The organism is Streptomyces sp. NPDC048417, assembly GCF_040651615.1.
GTDB lineage: Bacteria > Actinomycetota > Actinomycetes > Streptomycetales > Streptomycetaceae > Streptomyces.
Map to the genome: position 1 here is coordinate 352,272 of NZ_JBEZKI010000002.1, position 16,082 is coordinate 368,353.

Here is a 16,082-nt window from a genome sequence, read left to right on the forward strand (position 1 = left end):
GGCTCAGCGGCCCGCCGGGGCGGGCATGTTGTACGGCGTGACCACCTGGATCGGCGACGGCAGGGTCCGGCCCGCCGGGGGCAGCGCGCCCTGGGCGCGCATCACCAGGTGGCAGGCCTCGCGCATGTCCTGCCGCAGGTCGTGGTGGAGGACGGCGGACAGGCGGTGCTCGCGCAGCAGGCGGGTGTTGTCGTGGTCGAGGTCGTGGGCGACGAACACGGCGCACTCCCGGCCCAGCTCGGCGAAGGCGCGCAGGGTCGCGTTGTTGCCGCCGCCGATCGAGTAGACGGCACGGATCTCCGGGTCGCGTTCGAGGGCGGCGCGGACCAGGTCGTACTGGGTGGCGTCCAGCCCCAGCCCCTCGGCGATCTCCACCACGGTGCGCTCGGGATGGGTGGCCCGCATGACGCTGCGGAAGCCCATCTCGCGCTCCTCCTCGTTGCGGAAGAAGCCGCTGCTGAGGCTGGCGAGGACATTGCCGGGCCGGTCGCCCAGCCACTGGCCCATCAGATACGCGGCGGTGGCACCGGCCGCGCGGTTGTCGCTGCCGACGTAGGCGAGCCGGCCGCTGGCGGGCAGGTCGGTGACCAGGGTGACCACCGGGATCTCCGCCGACCTCAGGCGCCCCACGGCGGCGGTGATCTCGGGGACGTCCGGTGCCTTGAGGATCACGCCCTGCGAGCCCCGGCGGGCTATCCGGTCGAGGGTCCCCACCAGTTCCGCCACCGGCCCGGTCTCCCGGAAGTGGAACCGGGAGCGCACCACCGCCGGATGCAGCGAGGGCAGCTCGGCCTCCAGGGCCCCGCGCACCGCCGTGGTGAACCGCTCGGGCGCCTGCATCACGATGTCGACCATGAAGGTGCGGCCCACCAGCCGGACCTGGGTGCGCTGCCGGTCCAGATCGGCGATCGCCTGCCGCACCTCCCGCTCGGTGCTCTCCCGCACCCCTCCCCTGCCGTTCAGCACCCGGTCCACCGTGGCCTCGCTGAGCCCTGCCTGACGTGCGATTTCACGGATCGGGAAGGGGTGGCCCACAGCCTGGCTCCTTGAAGGGTTTTTGATGGCTCGCTGCTGGTTGTTCGAGGGGTTTGTACTGACAAGAATGACAGAGCCCCGCCGCTCCCATGGCCCTGACCGCGGCCGTGGCCGTGACCGTGGCCATGACCGAAAGAAGGACACCGATGTCCCTCGCCGCCGAACAGGGCCGCGCCTGGCTCTCCGAGCAGGACTGCGACCTCGACACCTTCCGCGCGCTGGTCGAGCGGACCACCGACCTGGCCGGCTACCCGCACGCCTCGGCCGTCGAGCGCAACGTCCTCGTCTACGACAGCGAGCGGCTGCGCACCGCCGACGCGCCGCACGAGATGCGGACCGAACTCGTGCGCGCCCTCACCGACGGCCCCGGTGTCGTCGTCTTCAAGGGCGCGTTCCCCGACCCGAAGGTCGTCGACCGGGCCACGGATGTGTTCGAGGCGCTGATCTCGGAGCAGAAGGAGTCGGGTGCCGGGACGGGCGACCACTTCGCGAAGCCGGGCTCCAACGAACGGGTGTGGAACGCGCTGGAGAAGGCGGCGCTGTACGACCCGGAGGTGTTCGCCGACTACTACGCCAACGACATCCTGGCCCTGGTCTCCCGGGCCTGGCTGGGCCCCGGCTACCAGGTCACCTCGCAGATCAACGTGGTCAACCCGGGCGGCGTGGCGCAGACCGCGCACCGCGACTACCACCTCGGTTTCCTCTCCGACGAGCAGGCCGGGGCCTACCCGGCCCATGTGCACCGCCTCTCCCCCGTGCTCACCCTCCAGGGCGCGGTCGCGCACTGCGACATGCCGGTGGAGTCCGGGCCGACGCTGTACCTCCCCTACTCCCAGACCTACGAGCCGGGCTATCTGGCCTGGCGGCGACCGGAGTTCCAGGACTACTTCAAGGCCCACCACGTGCAGCTCCCGCTGGCCAAGGGCGACGCGGCGTTCTTCAACCCAGCGGTGTTCCACGCTGCCGGCACCAACCGGAGCGTGGACGTGCGCCGGATGGCCAACCTGCTCCAGGTGTCCTCGGCCTTCGGACGGGCCATGGAGACGGTGGACCGGGAGGCGGTGGCCAACGCGGTCTACCCGGTACTGCGCCGGCGCCGGGCGGAGGGGGCCTCCGAGGCCTGGCTGGAGCACGTCATCGCCGCGAGCGCCGAGGGCTACCCCTTCCCGACCAACCTCGACAGCGATCAACCGGTCGACGGCACGGCCCCGCGCTCGCAGGCGGACCTGGTGCGGCGGGCGCTGCGCGAGGGATGGCCGACGCGGGTGCTGCGGGACGAACTGCGGGCCGCGACGGCCCGGCGCGAGAGCTGAGGAGGCCCAGGGTTTCCCGGTGGCCGAGGTGAGCGACGCGTACGGCCGGATCGACTGCCTGGTCGACTCGGCGGGGCTCACCAAATCTGCCCCATCGCGCCGCCGGTCGTCTGCGGCGCCACTGTGACTGGCCGCGCCCACGCGTCGGAGCCGCCTATCGGCACAGCCCGTGCCTCTATGGGGCGCGTACACATCAAGGAGTGACATTCGCATGCGTATGGGAATTCTCGGTCTCGGTCGTATCGGTGCCTTTCACGCCGAGACCCTCTCGGGGCTCGACGCGGTCGAGTCGCTCGTTCTCACCGATCCGTTCGCGGATGCCGCCAAGGCCGCCGCCGAGAAGTTCGGCGGCGAGGTCGTGGACTCGCCCGAGGCGCTGCTGGCCGCCGGCGTGGACGGCATCGTGGTCGCCGCCGCCACCGACGCCCACCCCGCCCTGATCCTGGCCGGCGTCGAGGCCGGCATCCCCGTCTTCTGCGAGAAGCCCGTCGCCAAGCACATGAGTGACGGTGTCGCGGTCCTCAAGGCCGTCCAGGGCAAGGGAGTGCCGATCCAGATCGGCTACAACCGCCGTTTCGACGCCGGGTTCGTCGCCGCGCGTGCCGCCGTCCAGGCCGGCGAGCTGGGCAAGCTGCACACCGTCCGCTCGACCACCCTGGACCCGGCCCCGCCGCCCGCCGCCTATGTGGCCGTGTCCGGCGGTATCTTCCGGGACTGTTCGGTGCACGACTTCGACATCATCCGCTGGGTGACCGGCCGTGAGGTCACCGAGGTGTACGCGGTCGGCGGCAACCGGGGTGCCGACTACATCAAGGAGGCGGGCGACGCCGACACCACCGGCGCGATCCTCACCCTGGACGACGGCACCATCGCGGTGGTCTCCAACTCCCGTCACAACGCCCGGGGTTACGACGTCCGTATGGAGCTGCACGGCTTCCAGGACTCGATCGCCGTCGGCCTGGAGGACAAGCTCCCGCTGCGTTCGGTCGAACCCGGGGTGACCTTCCCGGCGGGCACCCCGCACGACTTCTTCATGGACCGCTTCACCGCGGCCTACCGCGCCGAACTCACCGCGTTCACCGAGGTCGTGGCCGGCAGCCGCCCCTCCCCCTGCACGGTCGAGGACGCCCTGGAGGCCGGCTGGATCGCGGAGGCCTGCACGCTGTCCCTGCACGAGCACCGTCCGGTGACCATCGCGGAGGTACGCGGCGCCTGACACCGGGCACGGCGGCGGGGCGGGCGGAGAGACCGGAGCACGGTCCCTCCGCCCGCCCCTTCGTCATTTCCCCTGCTGGGCCCGCAGCCCGTCCACGATCAGTCGCAGGATCCGCGCCGCCCGCGCCTCCGCGTCGCCGCGCGCCGGGTCGATCCGCCACAGGACGCTGAGCTGGAGGAGTACGTCCTCGGGGTCGACGTCCGGCTTGAGCGTGCCGTCCGCGGCGCCGGCGTCGAGCAGGGTGCCGATGGCGTGCACGAACGGCCCGTACATCGGGTCGGCGCCGCCGCCGGTCGCCGCGTGCACGACCTCGAAGACGCCGAACTTGAGCCGGCCGTAGTGGGCGACCTCGTCGAACCAGCGGCGCAGGGCCTCCAGCGGGGGATGCGTGCGCAGCAGGCCTGGCGCGAGATCGATCAGGTGCTGGAGGTCGTGCCGGTACAGCTCCATGATCAGCGCCTCCCGGGTCGGGAAGTGCCGGTAGAGCGTGCCGATGCCGACGCCGGCCTCGCGGGCGATCGCGGAGAGCGAGGCCGAGGTGGAGGCGGCCAGCTCCGCGCGGGCGGCGGCGAGGATCCGGTCCCGGTTGTCGCGGGCGTCCTTCCGGGTCGGCTTCGAGGGCTGCGGGTTCACGGGTGTCAGTCGTCCGTCCGAAGTGGATTGTCATCCGAGACCCCTCCGGTACGTTCGGAGATGTAGCGGAGGGGGTCTCCGTTTCATCGCCGATTGTGGCACATCCCACCGCATCCGTGGAGGTCAGTCATGCCCGAACTCATCCTGGTGACCGGCGGCACCGGGTACATCGCCGGCTGGTGCGTCGCCGAGCTGCTGCGGCGCGGTTACGACGTGCGGACGACCGTGCGCTCACCGGTCCGGGAGCAGGCGGTGGTCGACGCCGTCTCGGCGGTCGCCGCCCCGGCCGGGCGGCTGGGTTTCGCCGTCGCCGACCTCACCGCCGACGCCGGCTGGGAGGCCGCGATGAAGGGCGTCGACCGGGTGCTTCATGTGGCCTCGCCGCTGGGCGTGAGCGCCCGGACCCCGGACCTGGTCACCCCGGCCCGGGAGGGCACCCTGCGGGTGCTGCGGGCGGCCACCGCGGCGGGCGTACGGCGGGTGGTGATGACGTCGGCCGCGAACACCGCGAGCCCGTCGTCGTACGCCTCGGAAGGCGTCACCGACGAGACGCTGTGGACCGATCCGGAGGATCCGACGCTGATCCCCTACCGGCGTGCGAAGACCCTCGCCGAGCTGGCGGCCTGGGAGTTCATGCGGGGGTACGACGGGCCGACCGAACTGGCCACCGTGCTGCCCGGCGCCGTGTTCGGGCCGGTGCTGACGGCGGACGTCGCCGGTTCCGTCGGGATCGTCGCCCGGATGCTCTCCGGGGCGATGCCCGGCGTGCCCCGGATCGGGCTGGAGGTGGTGGACGTCCGGGACCTGGTCGACATCCACCTCGGGGCGATGACCTCACCGGCCGCCGCCGGCGAACGGTTCCTGGCCACCGGTGAGTTCGTATGGATGGCGGACCTGGCGCGGTTCCTGCGGGAGGGCCTCGGCGAGCGCGGGCGGCGGGTACCGACGCGCCGGCTGCCGGACTTCGCGGTGCGGCTCGCGGCCCGCTTCCGGGACCCCGCGCTGCGGGAGATCACCCCGGCGCTGGGCCGGCGCAACCGGCACAGCACCGAGAAGGCGGCGCGACTGCTCGGCTGGCAGCCGCGCCCGGCCCGGGAGACGGTGCTGGACTGCGCCGAGAGCCTGCTCGCCCACGGCGCGGTCCCGGTCCCGGCGGCTCAGAGGCCGTAACGGACCGCGAACTCGTCCGGGTCGTAGGCGTCCCGGTCCGGGTCGTGCCCGATCGCCGGCCTGGTCTCGACCATGTCCTCCGGGCGGATCCGCTCCGGCAGCGCGCCGAAACGCTCGTGCCGCAGCACCTCGTCGGCAGCGTCGGCGTCCGGCTCCGCGTGCTCTTCGTGTGTCATCCTCGCCCCCATGGCCCGTGTGCGTTGCCGCGGCGGCGGCATGATGGCCGCCGCGGCGGAGTTCGGTTTCGTCCCGTCGTCCTGAAGAACGTCCGGGTCCTGGCGCGTGTTCCCGGGCTCAGGCGCCGCAGGACCGCAGGAACTGCCGGGTGCGCACCGCGATGGGCAGCGGCCTGTCCGGCTCGCAGGGGTACATGTCCTGCTCGACGATGGCGAACAGGTCGACGCCCAGCCGCTGCGCCGCCTCCATCACCGGGCCCAGCTCCGGTACCCCGGTGGGCGGTTCGCACATCACGCCCTGCGCCACGGCCGGCCCGAACGGGGTGCCCTTGGCCTGGACGTCGGCCAGGATCGCCGGGTCCACCTGCTTGAGGTGGAGGTAGCCGATCCGCTCGCCGTAGGTCTCGATCAGCTTGACGCTGTCGCCGCCGCAGTAGGCGTAGTGACCGGTGTCCAGGCAGAGGTTGACCAGGTCCGTGTCGGTCGAGTCGAGGAAGCGCTCCACGTGCTCCTCGGTGTCGATGTGCGTGTCGGCGTGCGGATGGACGACGATGTCCAGGCCGTACGTCTCCTTCACCTCGTGGCCGAGCCGTTCCATGCCCTTGGTGAGGTGGGCCCACTGCTCGCCGGTCAGCTCGTGCGGCTCCAGGATCTCGGCGGTCTTGTCGTCCCGCCAGAAGGACGGGATGACCACCAGGTGCTTCGCGTCCATCGCCTGGGTGAGCGCGGCGACCTGGCTGACGTGCTCCCAGGTGGAGTCCCAGACGGCGGGGCCGCGGTGCAGGCCGGTGAAGACGGTGCCGGCCGAGACCTTCAGGTTCCGCCGGGCGATCTCGTCGGTGAGGCGGGCCGGGTCGGTGGGAAGGTAGCCGTACGGGCCGAGTTCGATCCAGGAGTACCCGGCCTCGGAGACCTCGTCGAGGAAGCGTTCCCAGGGGACCTGCTGGGGGTCGTCCGGGAACCAGACGCCCCAGGAGTCGGGGGCCGAGCCGACGCGGATGCGGTCGAGGGCGTTCGCCATGGGTCAGGACTTTCCTTCCGGACCGGTCACCGCGGGGGCGGTGAGGTCCTCCTCTTCCGGGAGTTCCTCGGTGTCGACTCCGCGGACCTGGGACAGTTCGTGCTTGAGGGCGGCGAGTTCGGTGCCGCCGGCCATGTGGTTGGTGAGTTCTTCGAGCGTGATCTCGCTGCGGGGGGCGGAGAGTTCGAGGGTGCCCAGGCGCAGCACGCTGAAGTGGTCGCCGACCATGTAGGCGTGGTGCGGGTTGTGGGTGATGAAGATGACGCCGAGGCCGCGGTCGCGGGCGGCGGCGATGTACTTCAGGACCACGCCGGACTGCTTGACGCCGAGGGCGGCGGTGGGCTCGTCGAGGATCAGCACACGGGCACCGAAGTAGACGGCACGGGCGATGGCCACGCACTGGCGCTGGCCGCCGGAGAGCGTGCCGATGGGCTGTTCCAGGTCGTCCAGGACGATGCCCATGTTGCGCAGTTCGCGGTCGGCGGTCTCCTTCATCCTGACGATGTCGAGACGCCTGACCGGCCAGGGGCCCCGGGTCATCTCGGAGCCGAGGAAGAAGTTCCGCCACACCGGCATCAGGGGGACGACGGCCAGGTCCTGGTAGACGGTGGCGATGCCCTTGTCGAGGGCCTCGCGCGGGGTGCTGAAGCGCACCGGCTCGCCGTCGACGAGGAAGTCGCCCTCGGTGTGCTGGTGCAGCCCCGAGATGATCTTGATCAGGGTCGACTTGCCGGCCCCGTTGTCGCCAAGCACGCAGGTGACCTGGCCGGGAAAGACCTTGAGGTCGACGCCGTGCAGGGCGCGGATGTTGCCGTAGGACTTGCCCGCGCCGCGCAGTTCGACGATCGGGGCGCCCTCGGCGGGCGCCGTGTCCTGGAGGACGGCGCCGTGGGTTCCGGTTCCGTTGTCTGTCATCGGGTCACCTCCTGGTCGCGGTGCGCTGGACCCACAGGTTGATCAGGACGGCGCCGAGCAGCATGACGCCCAGGAAGGCCTTGAACCAGTCGGGGTTCCAGCCGGCGTAGACGATGCCCTGCTGCACCATGCCGAACATGAAGGCGCCGAAGACCGGGCCGATCGCCGAGCCCGCGCCGCCCGTCAGCAGGCAGCCGCCGATGACGGCCGCGGAGATGTAGATCAGCTCCTGGCCGACGCCCTCGCCGGACTGCACGGTGTTGAAGGAGAACAGCTGGTGCATGCCGACGAACCAGGCGCCGAAGCCGACCAGCATGAACAGCGAGATCTTGGTGAAGGTCACCGGGACGCCGACCGCGCGGGCGCTCTCCTTGTTGCCGCCGACCGCGAAGACCCAGTTTCCGTACTTGGTGCGCAGCAGCACCCAGGTGGCGATGGCCGCGAAGACCAGCCACCACACGATGGTGATCTTCACTTCGACGCCGCCGATGTGGAAGGAGGACGCGAAGACGCTCTTGACCTGGTCGAAGCCGTCCATGTTGCTGATGTCGTCGGTGGCGACGTTGCCGGTGACCAGCTTGGTGACCGCGAGGTTGACGCCCTGGAGGATCAGGAAGGTGCCCAGGGTGACCAGGAAGCTGGGCAGCCCGGTCCTGACCACCATCCAGCCGTTGAAGGCCCCGATGGCGAGCGACACGATCAGGGCGACGATCACGCCCATCCACACGTTGAGCGTCAGCTGGTAGCTGAGCATGCTCGCGGTCAGCGCCGAACTGACCACCGCGACACCGGCCGAGAGGTCGAACTCGCCGCCGATCATCAGCAGGGCCACCGGCAACGCCATGATCCCGATGGTGGACGACTGGTACAGGATGTTCGCCATCGAGCTGGCTTCGCGCACCGGTGGCGCCGCGATCAGGAAGAACACGTACACCGCGACGGCGCCGAGGAAGACGCCGACGTCCGGACGGGCCAGCACCCGGAGCGCCAGCGGGCGTTGTGCGGTGCGGCCGTCCTTCTCCTTGGGGCCGGGGGCCGGCGGTGTGGACACCGCCGGCTGTGCCTGCTGGCTCATACGATCACCGTGTGCCCTTCGCCGCGAACTGGGCGACCTTCTCGACGTTGGACTTGTCGACGAAGGCCGGCCCGGTCAGCACCGGCTGCTCACCGCCGCCCATGTAGTTGCCGTTGTTCTTGTAGAGCCACAGCGAGTCGACCGCCAGGTAGCCCTGCAGGTAGGGCTGCTGGTCCACGGCGAACTCGATGGTCCCCTTACTGATGGCGCCGGTCAGGTCCTTGTTGAGGTCGAAGGTGGCGATCTTCGCCTTGCTGCCCGCGTCGGACACCGACTGCACGGCGATCAGCGCGATGGGGGCGCCGAGCGTGATCACGTGGTCGATGGCCCCGTCCGTCTTGAGCTTGGCGGTGATCGTGGACTTGACCGAGGTCGGGGACGTGCCGTCGACGTACAGGGTCTCCGTCGTCCCGGAGAACGTCTTCTTCACCCCGTCGCACCGCTGGGTGAGGCCCACGTTGCCCTGCTCCTGGATGACACAGACGACCTTCTTGGCGCCTTCCGTGTTCAGCCGGTTGCCGAGCGCCTCGCCCGCCACCGTCTCGTCCTGGCCGAAGAACTCCAGCAGGCCGAGCTTCTTCCAGTCGCTCACGCCGGAGTTGAGCCCGACGACCGGGATGTTCGCCGCGGTCGCCTTGCCGATGACGGCCTTGAGGGCGTCCGGCTTGGCGAGGGTGACGGCGATCCCGTCGACCTTCTGGTCGATCGCGTTCTGCACCAGGTTGGCCTGGTTGCCCGCGTTCGGGTCGGAGGAGTAGACGAGCTTGACGTTGTCCTTGGCGGCGGCCGCCTGGGCGCCCTTGCGGACGATGTCCCAGAAGGTGTCGCCCGGCGCCTGGTGGGTGACCAGCGCGACCGTCATGCGGGGGGTGCTCGCCTTGCCGGCGGAGGCGGCCGCACCGCCCTCCTCCGACTTCTTTCCTCCGGAGCTGCTGGAGCAGCCTGCGAGGGTCAGGGCGGCCGCCGCGGCCACGGCCACGAAGGGGGCCAGTCTCCGCGGACGGATACGGGATGAGCGATCCATCTTGCCTGCACCTCACTGTGCGACGGGAAAGAAAGGGGATCCGTGAGGATCCTGGACCCGGCCCGGAAAGTGCCGCTCCGGGTCGGTGCTGTGCGTTGGGACGGGATACAAGTCCCTGCGCGGCCCGCTGTCAATACTTTGTTAAGACATCATTTCACACTCAGGTCCGAATGTAAGTACAAACCATTGACAGCTCGACCTGCCCCGATCTACACCTGAGAGGCACCCCGCCCCACCCGAAGAGCCTCGCCATCCCTACCCGCTCCCGCCCGGCGTACCCCTGCACACCAACCGCCCGAATGAGGTCCCCATGAGCCAGCCGACCACCCGCCTGACCGTCGCCCAGGCACTGGTGCGGTTCCTGTCCGCCCAGTACACCGAGCGCGACGGCGTCCGGCACCGGCTGATCGCCGGCACCTGGGGCATCTTCGGCCACGGCAATGTGGCGGGTATCGGCCAGGCGCTCCTCGAGTACGGCGACGTCATGCCGTACCACCAGGGCCGCAACGAGCAGGCGATGGTGCACGCGGCCGTCGGCCACGCCCGCCAGCTGGACCGGCTCTCCGCACAGGCGGTGACCACGTCCATCGGCCCGGGCGCCACCAACCTGGTGACCGGCGCCGCCCTCGCGACCATCAACCGGCTGCCGGTGCTGCTCCTCCCCGGCGACTACTTCGCGAGCCACGCGCCCGACCCGCTGCTGCAACAGCTGGAGCACCCGGTCGAGTTCGACGTCTCCGTCAACGACACGCTGCGCCCGGTCTCCCGCTACTTCGACCGGATCACCCGCCCCGAGGCGCTGATCCCGTCCGCCCTGAACGCCATGCGGGTGCTCGCCGACCCGGCCGAGACCGGCGCGGTCACCCTCGCCCTCCCCCAGGACGTCCAGGCGGAGGCGTACGACTGGCCCGAGGAGTTCTTCGCCGAGCGCGTCTGGCGGGTCCGCCGGCCCGCCCCCGACCCGGTCGAGCTGGCGGACGCCGTGAGCGCCGTACGGGCCGCTGAGCGGCCGCTGATCGTCGCGGGCGGCGGAATCCACCACAGCCGCGCCGAGGACGCCCTGAGGGCCCTTGTGGAGGCCACCGGCATCCCCGTGGCCTCGACCCAGGCGGGGAAGGGCTCGCTGCGCCACGACCACCCGGCCGACCTGGGCGGTATCGGCCACACCGGGACCGCCGTCGCCGACGACCTGGCCCGCACCGCCGACCTGGTCATCGGTGTCGGTACCCGGTACACGGACTTCACCACGGCCTCCGGCACGCTCTTCCGGAACCCGGATGTCCGCTTCCTCAACCTGAACATCACCGGCTTCGACGCTCACAAGCTGGCCGCCCGCACCCTCGTCTGCGACGCGCTGGCGGGGCTGGACGCCCTCACGGAGGCCCTCGCCGGGCATCGGGTGGCCGCGGACTACGAGGCCGAGTACCGGGCCGGCAAGGACCGTTGGGAGGCCATCGTCGAGGCCGCCTACCGCGCGGACGACGAGGACGCCGTGCCGACCCAGACGCAGGTGCTCGGCGCCCTGGACGCGGTGGTGGGCGATGACGACGTTGTCATCAACGCGGCCGGCTCGCTCCCGGGCGACCTCCACAAGCTCTGGCGGGCCCGCTCGCCGCGCCAGTACCACCTGGAGTACGGCTACTCGTGCATGGGCTACGAGATCCCGGCCGGCATCGGCGTCCAGCAGGCGGCCCCGGACACCGTGGTCTGGTCGCTGGTCGGCGACGGCACCTATCTGATGAATCCGACCGAGATCGTCACCGCCGTCCAGGAGGGCCTGCCCGTCAACCTGGTACTGATCCAGAACCACGGGTACGCCTCCATCGGCGGCCTCTCCGAGTCGGTGGGCGGCGAGCGGTTCGGCACCGCCTACCGCTACCGCCTGGCCGACCGCACCTTCGGCGGCGCCCCGCTGCCGGTCGATCTCGCCGCCAACGCGGCCAGCCTCGGCATGGAGGTGCTGCGCGCCAAGACCGTGCGCGAGCTGCGCGAGGCCCTCGCGGCGGCCCGGGCGAGCGACCGGCCGACCTGTGTGTACATCGAGACGGACCCGGCACCCACCGCTCCTCCGGCCGAGGCCTGGTGGGACGTGCCGGTCGCCGAGACCGCCGCCCGGGAGCCGGCCGTACGGGCTCGCGAGGACTACGACCGGCAGCGCGCCGAGCGCCGTCGGCACCTGTGAACCCACGAACCCCGGAAGGAGGTGTCCCGGTGGCCCGAACCGGTGATTCCGCCCGCACCGCGACCGTCTCGGCGCTCGACTCCCTGGACTTCGCCCTGGACCGCGGCAGTCCCGTACCGCTCTACTACCAGCTCGCCCGGCAGCTGGAGGAGGCCATAGAGCACGGTGTCCTCGCCCCGGGGAACCTCCTGGGCAACGAGATCGACCTGTCGGTGCGGCTCGGCCTGTCCCGGCCCACGGTCCGCCAGGCCATCCAGTCCCTCGTCGACAAGGGGCTGTTGGTGCGCCGCCGGGGCGTGGGCACCCAGGTGGTGCACAGTCAGGTCAAGCGGCCGCTGGAACTGAGCAGCCTCTACGACGACCTGGAGTCGGCCGGGCAGGGCCCGACCACCCGGGTGCTGCGCAACGAGCGGATCCCGGCGACCGGCGAGGTGGCCGCAGCGCTCGGCATCGCGGAGGGCACGGAGGTGGTCGTGCTGGAGCGGCTGCGCCGCACGCACGGCCAGCCGGTGGCGTTCCTCTGCAACTACCTGCCCGCCACCCTGCTCGAACTCGACACGGAACGCCTGGAGTCGACGGGTCTGTACCGGATGATGCGCACGGCGGGCATCACCCTGCACAGCGCCCGGCAGACCGTGGGCGCCCGCAGCGCCACCGTCGAGGAGGCCGCCCGCCTCGACGAGAAGCAGGGCGCCGCCCTGCTCACCATGCGGCGCACGGCCTACGACGACACCGGACGGGCGGTGGAGTACGGCAGCCACGTCTACCGGGCGTCCCGGTACGCCTTCGACTTCCAGCTGCTCGTCCGGCCGTAGCTCCTCCGATGCTGGTCCGGACGCGGGAAACGAACAGGCCCGCACACGAGCCCCCACGGAGTTTGTCCCGTGGGGGCTCTGTCGTACCGCTTTGTTCAACAAACCGGTAGGCGACCATGTCGATTACGTTTCGGGCAAGAGACGGGCGAGAGAGCCGCAGGCTATTGACGCATGAGCGGACAAGCGGCTGTTATTGCGCCCACGATGTTCGGCCGAGTTGGTTTCTGATCGGTTTCGGGACCTTTCGAAGATCAACTCTTCCCCTTGCCGAACCCTGTTCCTCAGGAGCCGCCATGCGCATCTCCCCGTCCGGTCTTCACGTGCCGGGTCCGAGCCGCCGTAACGTTCTGCGTGGCGCCGGTTCGGCCGCCCTCCTCGCGGGTGCCGGCATACCCCTGCTGTCCGCCTGCGGCGGCAGCGGGTCCTCCTCGGACCCGAAGACGGTCAGCCTCGGCTCCAACCAGTCCGACGCCGTACCGAAGAAGGCCTACGGAGCCCTCTACACGGCCTTCACGAAGCAGTCCGGCCTCACCGTGAAGGTGAACACCAAGGACCACAACACCTTCCAGGAGCAGATCAACTCGTATCTGCAGGGCACCCCGGACGACGTGTTCAACTGGTTCGCGGGCTACCGCATGCAGTTCTTCGCGCAGAAGGGCCTTGCCTCCCCGATCGACGACGTGTGGGAGAAGATCGGGGCCAACTTCCCCGACGCGATGAAGAAGCTCAGCAAGGGCGCGGACGGCAAGTACTACTTCGTGCCGCTGAACACGTACCCGTGGGCGGTCTTCTACCGCAAGAGCGTCTTCCAGCAGCACGGCTACTCGGTCCCCACCACCTGGGACGAACTGGTGGCCCTGTGCAAGCAGATGAAGAAGGACGGCCTGGTCCCGATCGCCTTCGGCGACAAGGACGCCTGGCCGGCGATGGGCACCTTCGACCAGATCAACTTCCGCCTCAACGGCTACGACTTCCACGTCGAGTTGATGGCGGGCAAGGCGGAGTGGACCGACGCCAAGGTCAAGGCCGTCTTCGACCACTGGGCCGAGCTGCTCCCCTACCACCAGGACGGCTTCATGGGCCGTACCTGGCAGGACGCCGCCCAGACCCTGGTGTCGAAGAAGGCCGGCATGTACCTCCTCGGCTCCTTCGTGGCCCAGCAGTTCACCAACAAGGCCGACCTGGACGACCTCGACTTCTTCGCCTTCCCGGAGATCAACTCCGCGTACGGCCAGGACACCGTGGAGGCGCCCACCGACGGCTTCATGGTCAGCAAGTCCCCGAAGAACCACGACGGTGTCGTGAAGCTGCTGGAGTACCTCGGCTCCCCGGCCGCCGAGGAGCTCTACCTCAAGGGTGACCCGAGCGTGGTGGCGGCCTCCAACAAGGCCAGCACGTCGTCGTATTCGACGCTGCAGAAGAAGGCGTACGAGATGATCGGCGCCGCCAAGAGCCTCACCCAGTTCATGGACCGCGACTCCCGGCCGGACTTCACCTCCACGGTGATGCAGCCCTCCCTGCAGAAGTTCCTGCAGAACCCCAAGGGGATCGACAGCCTGCTCTCGTCCATCGAGCGCCAGAAGAAGACCATCTTCGCGTCCGAGTGAGCCAGCTGAATGACGACTGACACGACCACGAAGTCCCAGGAGGCGGCCGCCGCGCCGCCTCCTGGGCGCGCGTCCGAAAAGAAGCGGGTCCAGAAGGGGCACAAGCGCCTGCTGACCCGCCGTGACCGGATCACCCTCGCCTTCATGGCGGGCGTGCCGACGCTCCTGCATGTCCTCCTGGTCTGGGTGACCGCCCTGGCCTCGATCCTGCTCGCCTTCACCACCTGGGACGGCATCGGCTTCGACTCCATCAAGTGGGTCGGACTCGACAACTTCAAGCAACTCTTCACCGACAACCCGCAGTTCTGGCCCGCCGTCCAGCACAACGTCATCTGGTTCGTCGTACTCATCCTGATCCCGACCCCGTTCGGCCTGTTCTTGGCCGTGCAGTTGGACAAGAAGATCCGGTTCAGCCGGGTCTACCAGACGGCGTTCTTCCTGCCGGTCGTCATCTCCATGGCGTGCATCGGGTTCGTCTGGCAGCTGATCTACAACCCGGACACGGGCCTGATCAACAGCCTCATCGGCGCCAACAAGCCGGGGCACTACATCGACTGGATCGGTGACCCGAAGCTCAACCTGTGGGCGGTACTGATCGCCGCGTCCTGGCGGCACGCCGGCTACATGATGATCCTGTACCTGGCCGGCCTGAAGAGCGTCGACCCGTCGCTGCGCGAGGCCTCGGCGCTCGACGGCGCCAATGAGTGGCAGACGTTCAAGAGCGTCATCTTCCCGACCCTGCGGCCGACCAACACGGTCGTCCTGGTCGTGACGATCATCGAGGCGCTGCGCGCCTTCGACCTCGTCTTCGTCTTCAACAAGGGCGCCCAGGGCACCGAGTTGCTCTCCATCCTGGTGACCAACAACATCATCGGCGAGTCCAGCCGGATCGGTTACGGCTCGGCGATCGCGGTGGTGCTGCTGTTCATCTCGCTGATCGTGATCATCCCGTATCTGATCGCGACCTTCCGGAAGGAGCGGCGCGCATGAGCACCGTGAGCGCGCTGGCCAAGCAGCGCACCCCGATCCGCCCGGCGCGCGTGCTGCTGCACGTGTTCCTGGCCGGTACGGCCCTGGCCTGGCTCGCCCCGCTGCTGTGGGCGATCTTCTCGGCACTGCGCCCGTACAGCGAGACCAGCAACCGCGGTTACGTGTCCTGGCCGCACACGCTGAACTTCGACAACTTCAAGAACGCGTTCACGCAGTCGGACATGACGCACTACTTCATGAACACGGTGATCATCGCGGTTCCGGCCGTGCTGCTCACCCTGTTCCTGTCGTCGATGGTCGCGTTCTACGTCAGCCGCTTCGACTTCCGGCTCAACCTGGCGCTGCTGCTGGTCTTCACCGCCGGCAACCTGCTCCCCCAGCAGGTCATCATCACCCCGCTGTACCGGATGTACTTGCTGACGAACCTGCCTGGCATCACCGCGAGCGGCAAGCTGTACGACTCGGCGCTCGGCCTGGTGCTGATCCATGTGGCGTTCCAGTCCGGGTTCTGTGCCTTCGTGCTCAGCAACTACATGCGGTCGCTGCCGCACGAGCTGACCGAGGCCGCGCTGGTGGACGGGGCGTCGGTGTGGCGGCTGTACTGGCAGATCACGCTGCCGCTGTGCAAGCCGGCGATGGCGGCCCTGGCGACCCTGTTGTCGATCTGGATCTACAACGACTTCTTCTGGGCGCTGGTGCTGATCTCGACCGGTGACAACATGCCGATCACCTCGGCGCTGAACAACCTCTCCGGCCAGTTCTTCACCGACCCGAACCTGGTCGCCGCCGGTTCCCTGCTGACCGCGATCCCGACGCTGCTCGTGTACTTCGCGCTCCAGAAGCAGTTCGTCAGCGGTCTGACCCTGGGCTCCGCCAAGGGCTGATCCGGCCCCCTTTGAAAGAGAACCTC

Annotated in this window: 15 protein-coding genes; 8 read left to right on the forward strand and 7 right to left on the reverse strand. The window is 69.6% G+C overall.

What is annotated here, in order from left to right; genetic code table 11:
* Nucleotides 1–3: 3 nt before the first annotated feature.
* Nucleotides 4–1,035, reverse strand: coding sequence for a LacI family DNA-binding transcriptional regulator (locus AB0D59_RS04235; protein ID WP_362560556.1), 1,032 nt, complete (start codon nucleotides 1,033–1,035; stop codon nucleotides 4–6).
* A 146-nt stretch (nucleotides 1,036–1,181) separates the two neighbouring features.
* Between AB0D59_RS04235 and AB0D59_RS04240 the strand changes: the two genes are divergently transcribed.
* Nucleotides 1,182–2,348, forward strand: a complete 1,167-nt coding sequence (locus AB0D59_RS04240) for a phytanoyl-CoA dioxygenase family protein (protein ID WP_362560876.1) — start codon at nucleotides 1,182–1,184, stop codon at nucleotides 2,346–2,348.
* Nucleotides 2,349–2,559: 211 nt separating this feature from the next.
* Entirely contained in the window at nucleotides 2,560–3,564 is a 1,005-nt protein-coding gene (locus tag AB0D59_RS04245) for a Gfo/Idh/MocA family oxidoreductase (RefSeq protein WP_362560559.1), read from the forward strand.
* Nucleotides 3,565–3,627: 63 nt separating this feature from the next.
* On the opposite strand, the gene AB0D59_RS04250 is transcribed toward AB0D59_RS04245, so the two are convergent.
* Nucleotides 3,628–4,197 carry a TetR/AcrR family transcriptional regulator gene (locus AB0D59_RS04250; RefSeq protein WP_362560562.1) on the reverse strand — a complete coding sequence of 190 codons (570 nt, stop codon included), beginning with the start codon at nucleotides 4,195–4,197 and terminating at the stop codon, nucleotides 3,628–3,630.
* Nucleotides 4,198–4,326: 129 nt separating this feature from the next.
* Here AB0D59_RS04250 and AB0D59_RS04255 point away from each other — a divergent pair, with 129 nt between their 5' ends.
* Nucleotides 4,327–5,367, forward strand: a complete 1,041-nt coding sequence (locus AB0D59_RS04255) for an NAD-dependent epimerase/dehydratase family protein (protein ID WP_362560565.1) — start codon at nucleotides 4,327–4,329, stop codon at nucleotides 5,365–5,367.
* On the opposite strand, the gene AB0D59_RS04260 is transcribed toward AB0D59_RS04255, so the two are convergent.
* The 5 genes from AB0D59_RS04260 to AB0D59_RS04280 all read right to left on the reverse strand — a co-directional run bounded on the left by AB0D59_RS04260 (nucleotide 5,355) and on the right by AB0D59_RS04280 (nucleotide 9,578).
* A complete protein-coding gene (locus AB0D59_RS04260) occupies nucleotides 5,355–5,543 on the reverse strand; it encodes a hypothetical protein (protein WP_362560567.1) in 189 nt (62 codons plus the stop codon). The genes AB0D59_RS04255 and AB0D59_RS04260 overlap by 13 nt on opposite strands.
* 118 nt (nucleotides 5,544–5,661) lie before the next feature.
* Complete coding sequence (locus AB0D59_RS04265; protein WP_362560569.1) at nucleotides 5,662–6,564, reverse strand: sugar phosphate isomerase/epimerase; 903 nt, start codon at nucleotides 6,562–6,564, stop codon at nucleotides 5,662–5,664.
* A gap of 3 nt (nucleotides 6,565–6,567) precedes the next feature.
* On the reverse strand, nucleotides 6,568–7,479 hold the full coding sequence (locus AB0D59_RS04270; protein ID WP_362560571.1) for an ATP-binding cassette domain-containing protein: 912 nt from the start codon (nucleotides 7,477–7,479) through the stop codon (nucleotides 6,568–6,570).
* Between the two features lie 4 nt (nucleotides 7,480–7,483).
* Complete coding sequence (locus AB0D59_RS04275; protein ID WP_362560574.1) at nucleotides 7,484–8,554, reverse strand: ABC transporter permease; 1,071 nt, start codon at nucleotides 8,552–8,554, stop codon at nucleotides 7,484–7,486.
* Between the two features lie 4 nt (nucleotides 8,555–8,558).
* On the reverse strand, nucleotides 8,559–9,578 hold the full coding sequence (locus AB0D59_RS04280; protein ID WP_362560576.1) for a sugar ABC transporter substrate-binding protein: 1,020 nt from the start codon (nucleotides 9,576–9,578) through the stop codon (nucleotides 8,559–8,561).
* 310 nt (nucleotides 9,579–9,888) lie between these two features.
* Between AB0D59_RS04280 and iolD the strand changes: the two genes are divergently transcribed.
* The 5 genes from iolD (at nucleotide 9,889) to AB0D59_RS04305 (ending at nucleotide 16,056) form a co-directional block, all read left to right on the forward strand.
* Nucleotides 9,889–11,760: a 3D-(3,5/4)-trihydroxycyclohexane-1,2-dione acylhydrolase (decyclizing) gene (gene iolD, locus AB0D59_RS04285; protein ID WP_362560577.1), complete on the forward strand. Its 1,872-nt coding sequence runs from the start codon at nucleotides 9,889–9,891 to the stop codon at nucleotides 11,758–11,760.
* Between the two features lie 29 nt (nucleotides 11,761–11,789).
* The gene (locus AB0D59_RS04290; protein WP_362560580.1) at nucleotides 11,790–12,575 is read left to right on the forward strand and encodes a GntR family transcriptional regulator; all 786 of its coding nucleotides are present in this window, start codon (nucleotides 11,790–11,792) and stop codon (nucleotides 12,573–12,575) included.
* Nucleotides 12,576–12,868: 293 nt separating this feature from the next.
* Nucleotides 12,869–14,182, forward strand: coding sequence for an extracellular solute-binding protein (locus AB0D59_RS04295; RefSeq protein WP_362560582.1), 1,314 nt, complete (start codon nucleotides 12,869–12,871; stop codon nucleotides 14,180–14,182).
* Between the two features lie 9 nt (nucleotides 14,183–14,191).
* Nucleotides 14,192–15,172, forward strand: coding sequence for a sugar ABC transporter permease (locus AB0D59_RS04300; protein WP_362560584.1), 981 nt, complete (start codon nucleotides 14,192–14,194; stop codon nucleotides 15,170–15,172).
* Nucleotides 15,169–16,056 (forward strand): carbohydrate ABC transporter permease, encoded by an 888-nt coding sequence (locus AB0D59_RS04305; RefSeq protein ID WP_362560587.1) that lies wholly within the window; start codon nucleotides 15,169–15,171, stop codon nucleotides 16,054–16,056. Before AB0D59_RS04300 ends, AB0D59_RS04305 begins: the two co-directional genes overlap by 4 nt.
* The last annotated feature ends 26 nt before the right edge of the window (nucleotides 16,057–16,082 follow it).

What these genes read in the sequence shown, in the direction of transcription:
- AB0D59_RS04240 (WP_362560876.1), top strand. Translation starts at nt 1,182, where the DNA reads ATGTCCCTCGCCGCCGAACAGGGCCGCGCCTGGCTCTCCGAGCAGGAC.
- AB0D59_RS04245 (WP_362560559.1), top strand. Translation starts at nt 2,560, where the DNA reads ATGCGTATGGGAATTCTCGGTCTCGGTCGTATCGGTGCCTTTCACGCC.
- AB0D59_RS04255 (WP_362560565.1), top strand. Translation starts at nt 4,327, where the DNA reads ATGCCCGAACTCATCCTGGTGACCGGCGGCACCGGGTACATCGCCGGC.
- AB0D59_RS04260 (WP_362560567.1), bottom strand. Translation starts at nt 5,543, where the DNA reads ATGACACACGAAGAGCACGCGGAGCCGGACGCCGACGCTGCCGACGAG.
- AB0D59_RS04265 (WP_362560569.1), bottom strand. Translation starts at nt 6,564, where the DNA reads ATGGCGAACGCCCTCGACCGCATCCGCGTCGGCTCGGCCCCCGACTCC.
- AB0D59_RS04270 (WP_362560571.1), bottom strand. Translation starts at nt 7,479, where the DNA reads ATGACAGACAACGGAACCGGAACCCACGGCGCCGTCCTCCAGGACACG.
- AB0D59_RS04275 (WP_362560574.1), bottom strand. Translation starts at nt 8,554, where the DNA reads ATGAGCCAGCAGGCACAGCCGGCGGTGTCCACACCGCCGGCCCCCGGC.
- AB0D59_RS04280 (WP_362560576.1), bottom strand. Translation starts at nt 9,578, where the DNA reads ATGGATCGCTCATCCCGTATCCGTCCGCGGAGACTGGCCCCCTTCGTG.
- iolD (WP_362560577.1), top strand. Translation starts at nt 9,889, where the DNA reads ATGAGCCAGCCGACCACCCGCCTGACCGTCGCCCAGGCACTGGTGCGG.
- AB0D59_RS04295 (WP_362560582.1), top strand. Translation starts at nt 12,869, where the DNA reads ATGCGCATCTCCCCGTCCGGTCTTCACGTGCCGGGTCCGAGCCGCCGT.
- AB0D59_RS04300 (WP_362560584.1), top strand. Translation starts at nt 14,192, where the DNA reads ATGACGACTGACACGACCACGAAGTCCCAGGAGGCGGCCGCCGCGCCG.
- AB0D59_RS04305 (WP_362560587.1), top strand. Translation starts at nt 15,169, where the DNA reads ATGAGCACCGTGAGCGCGCTGGCCAAGCAGCGCACCCCGATCCGCCCG.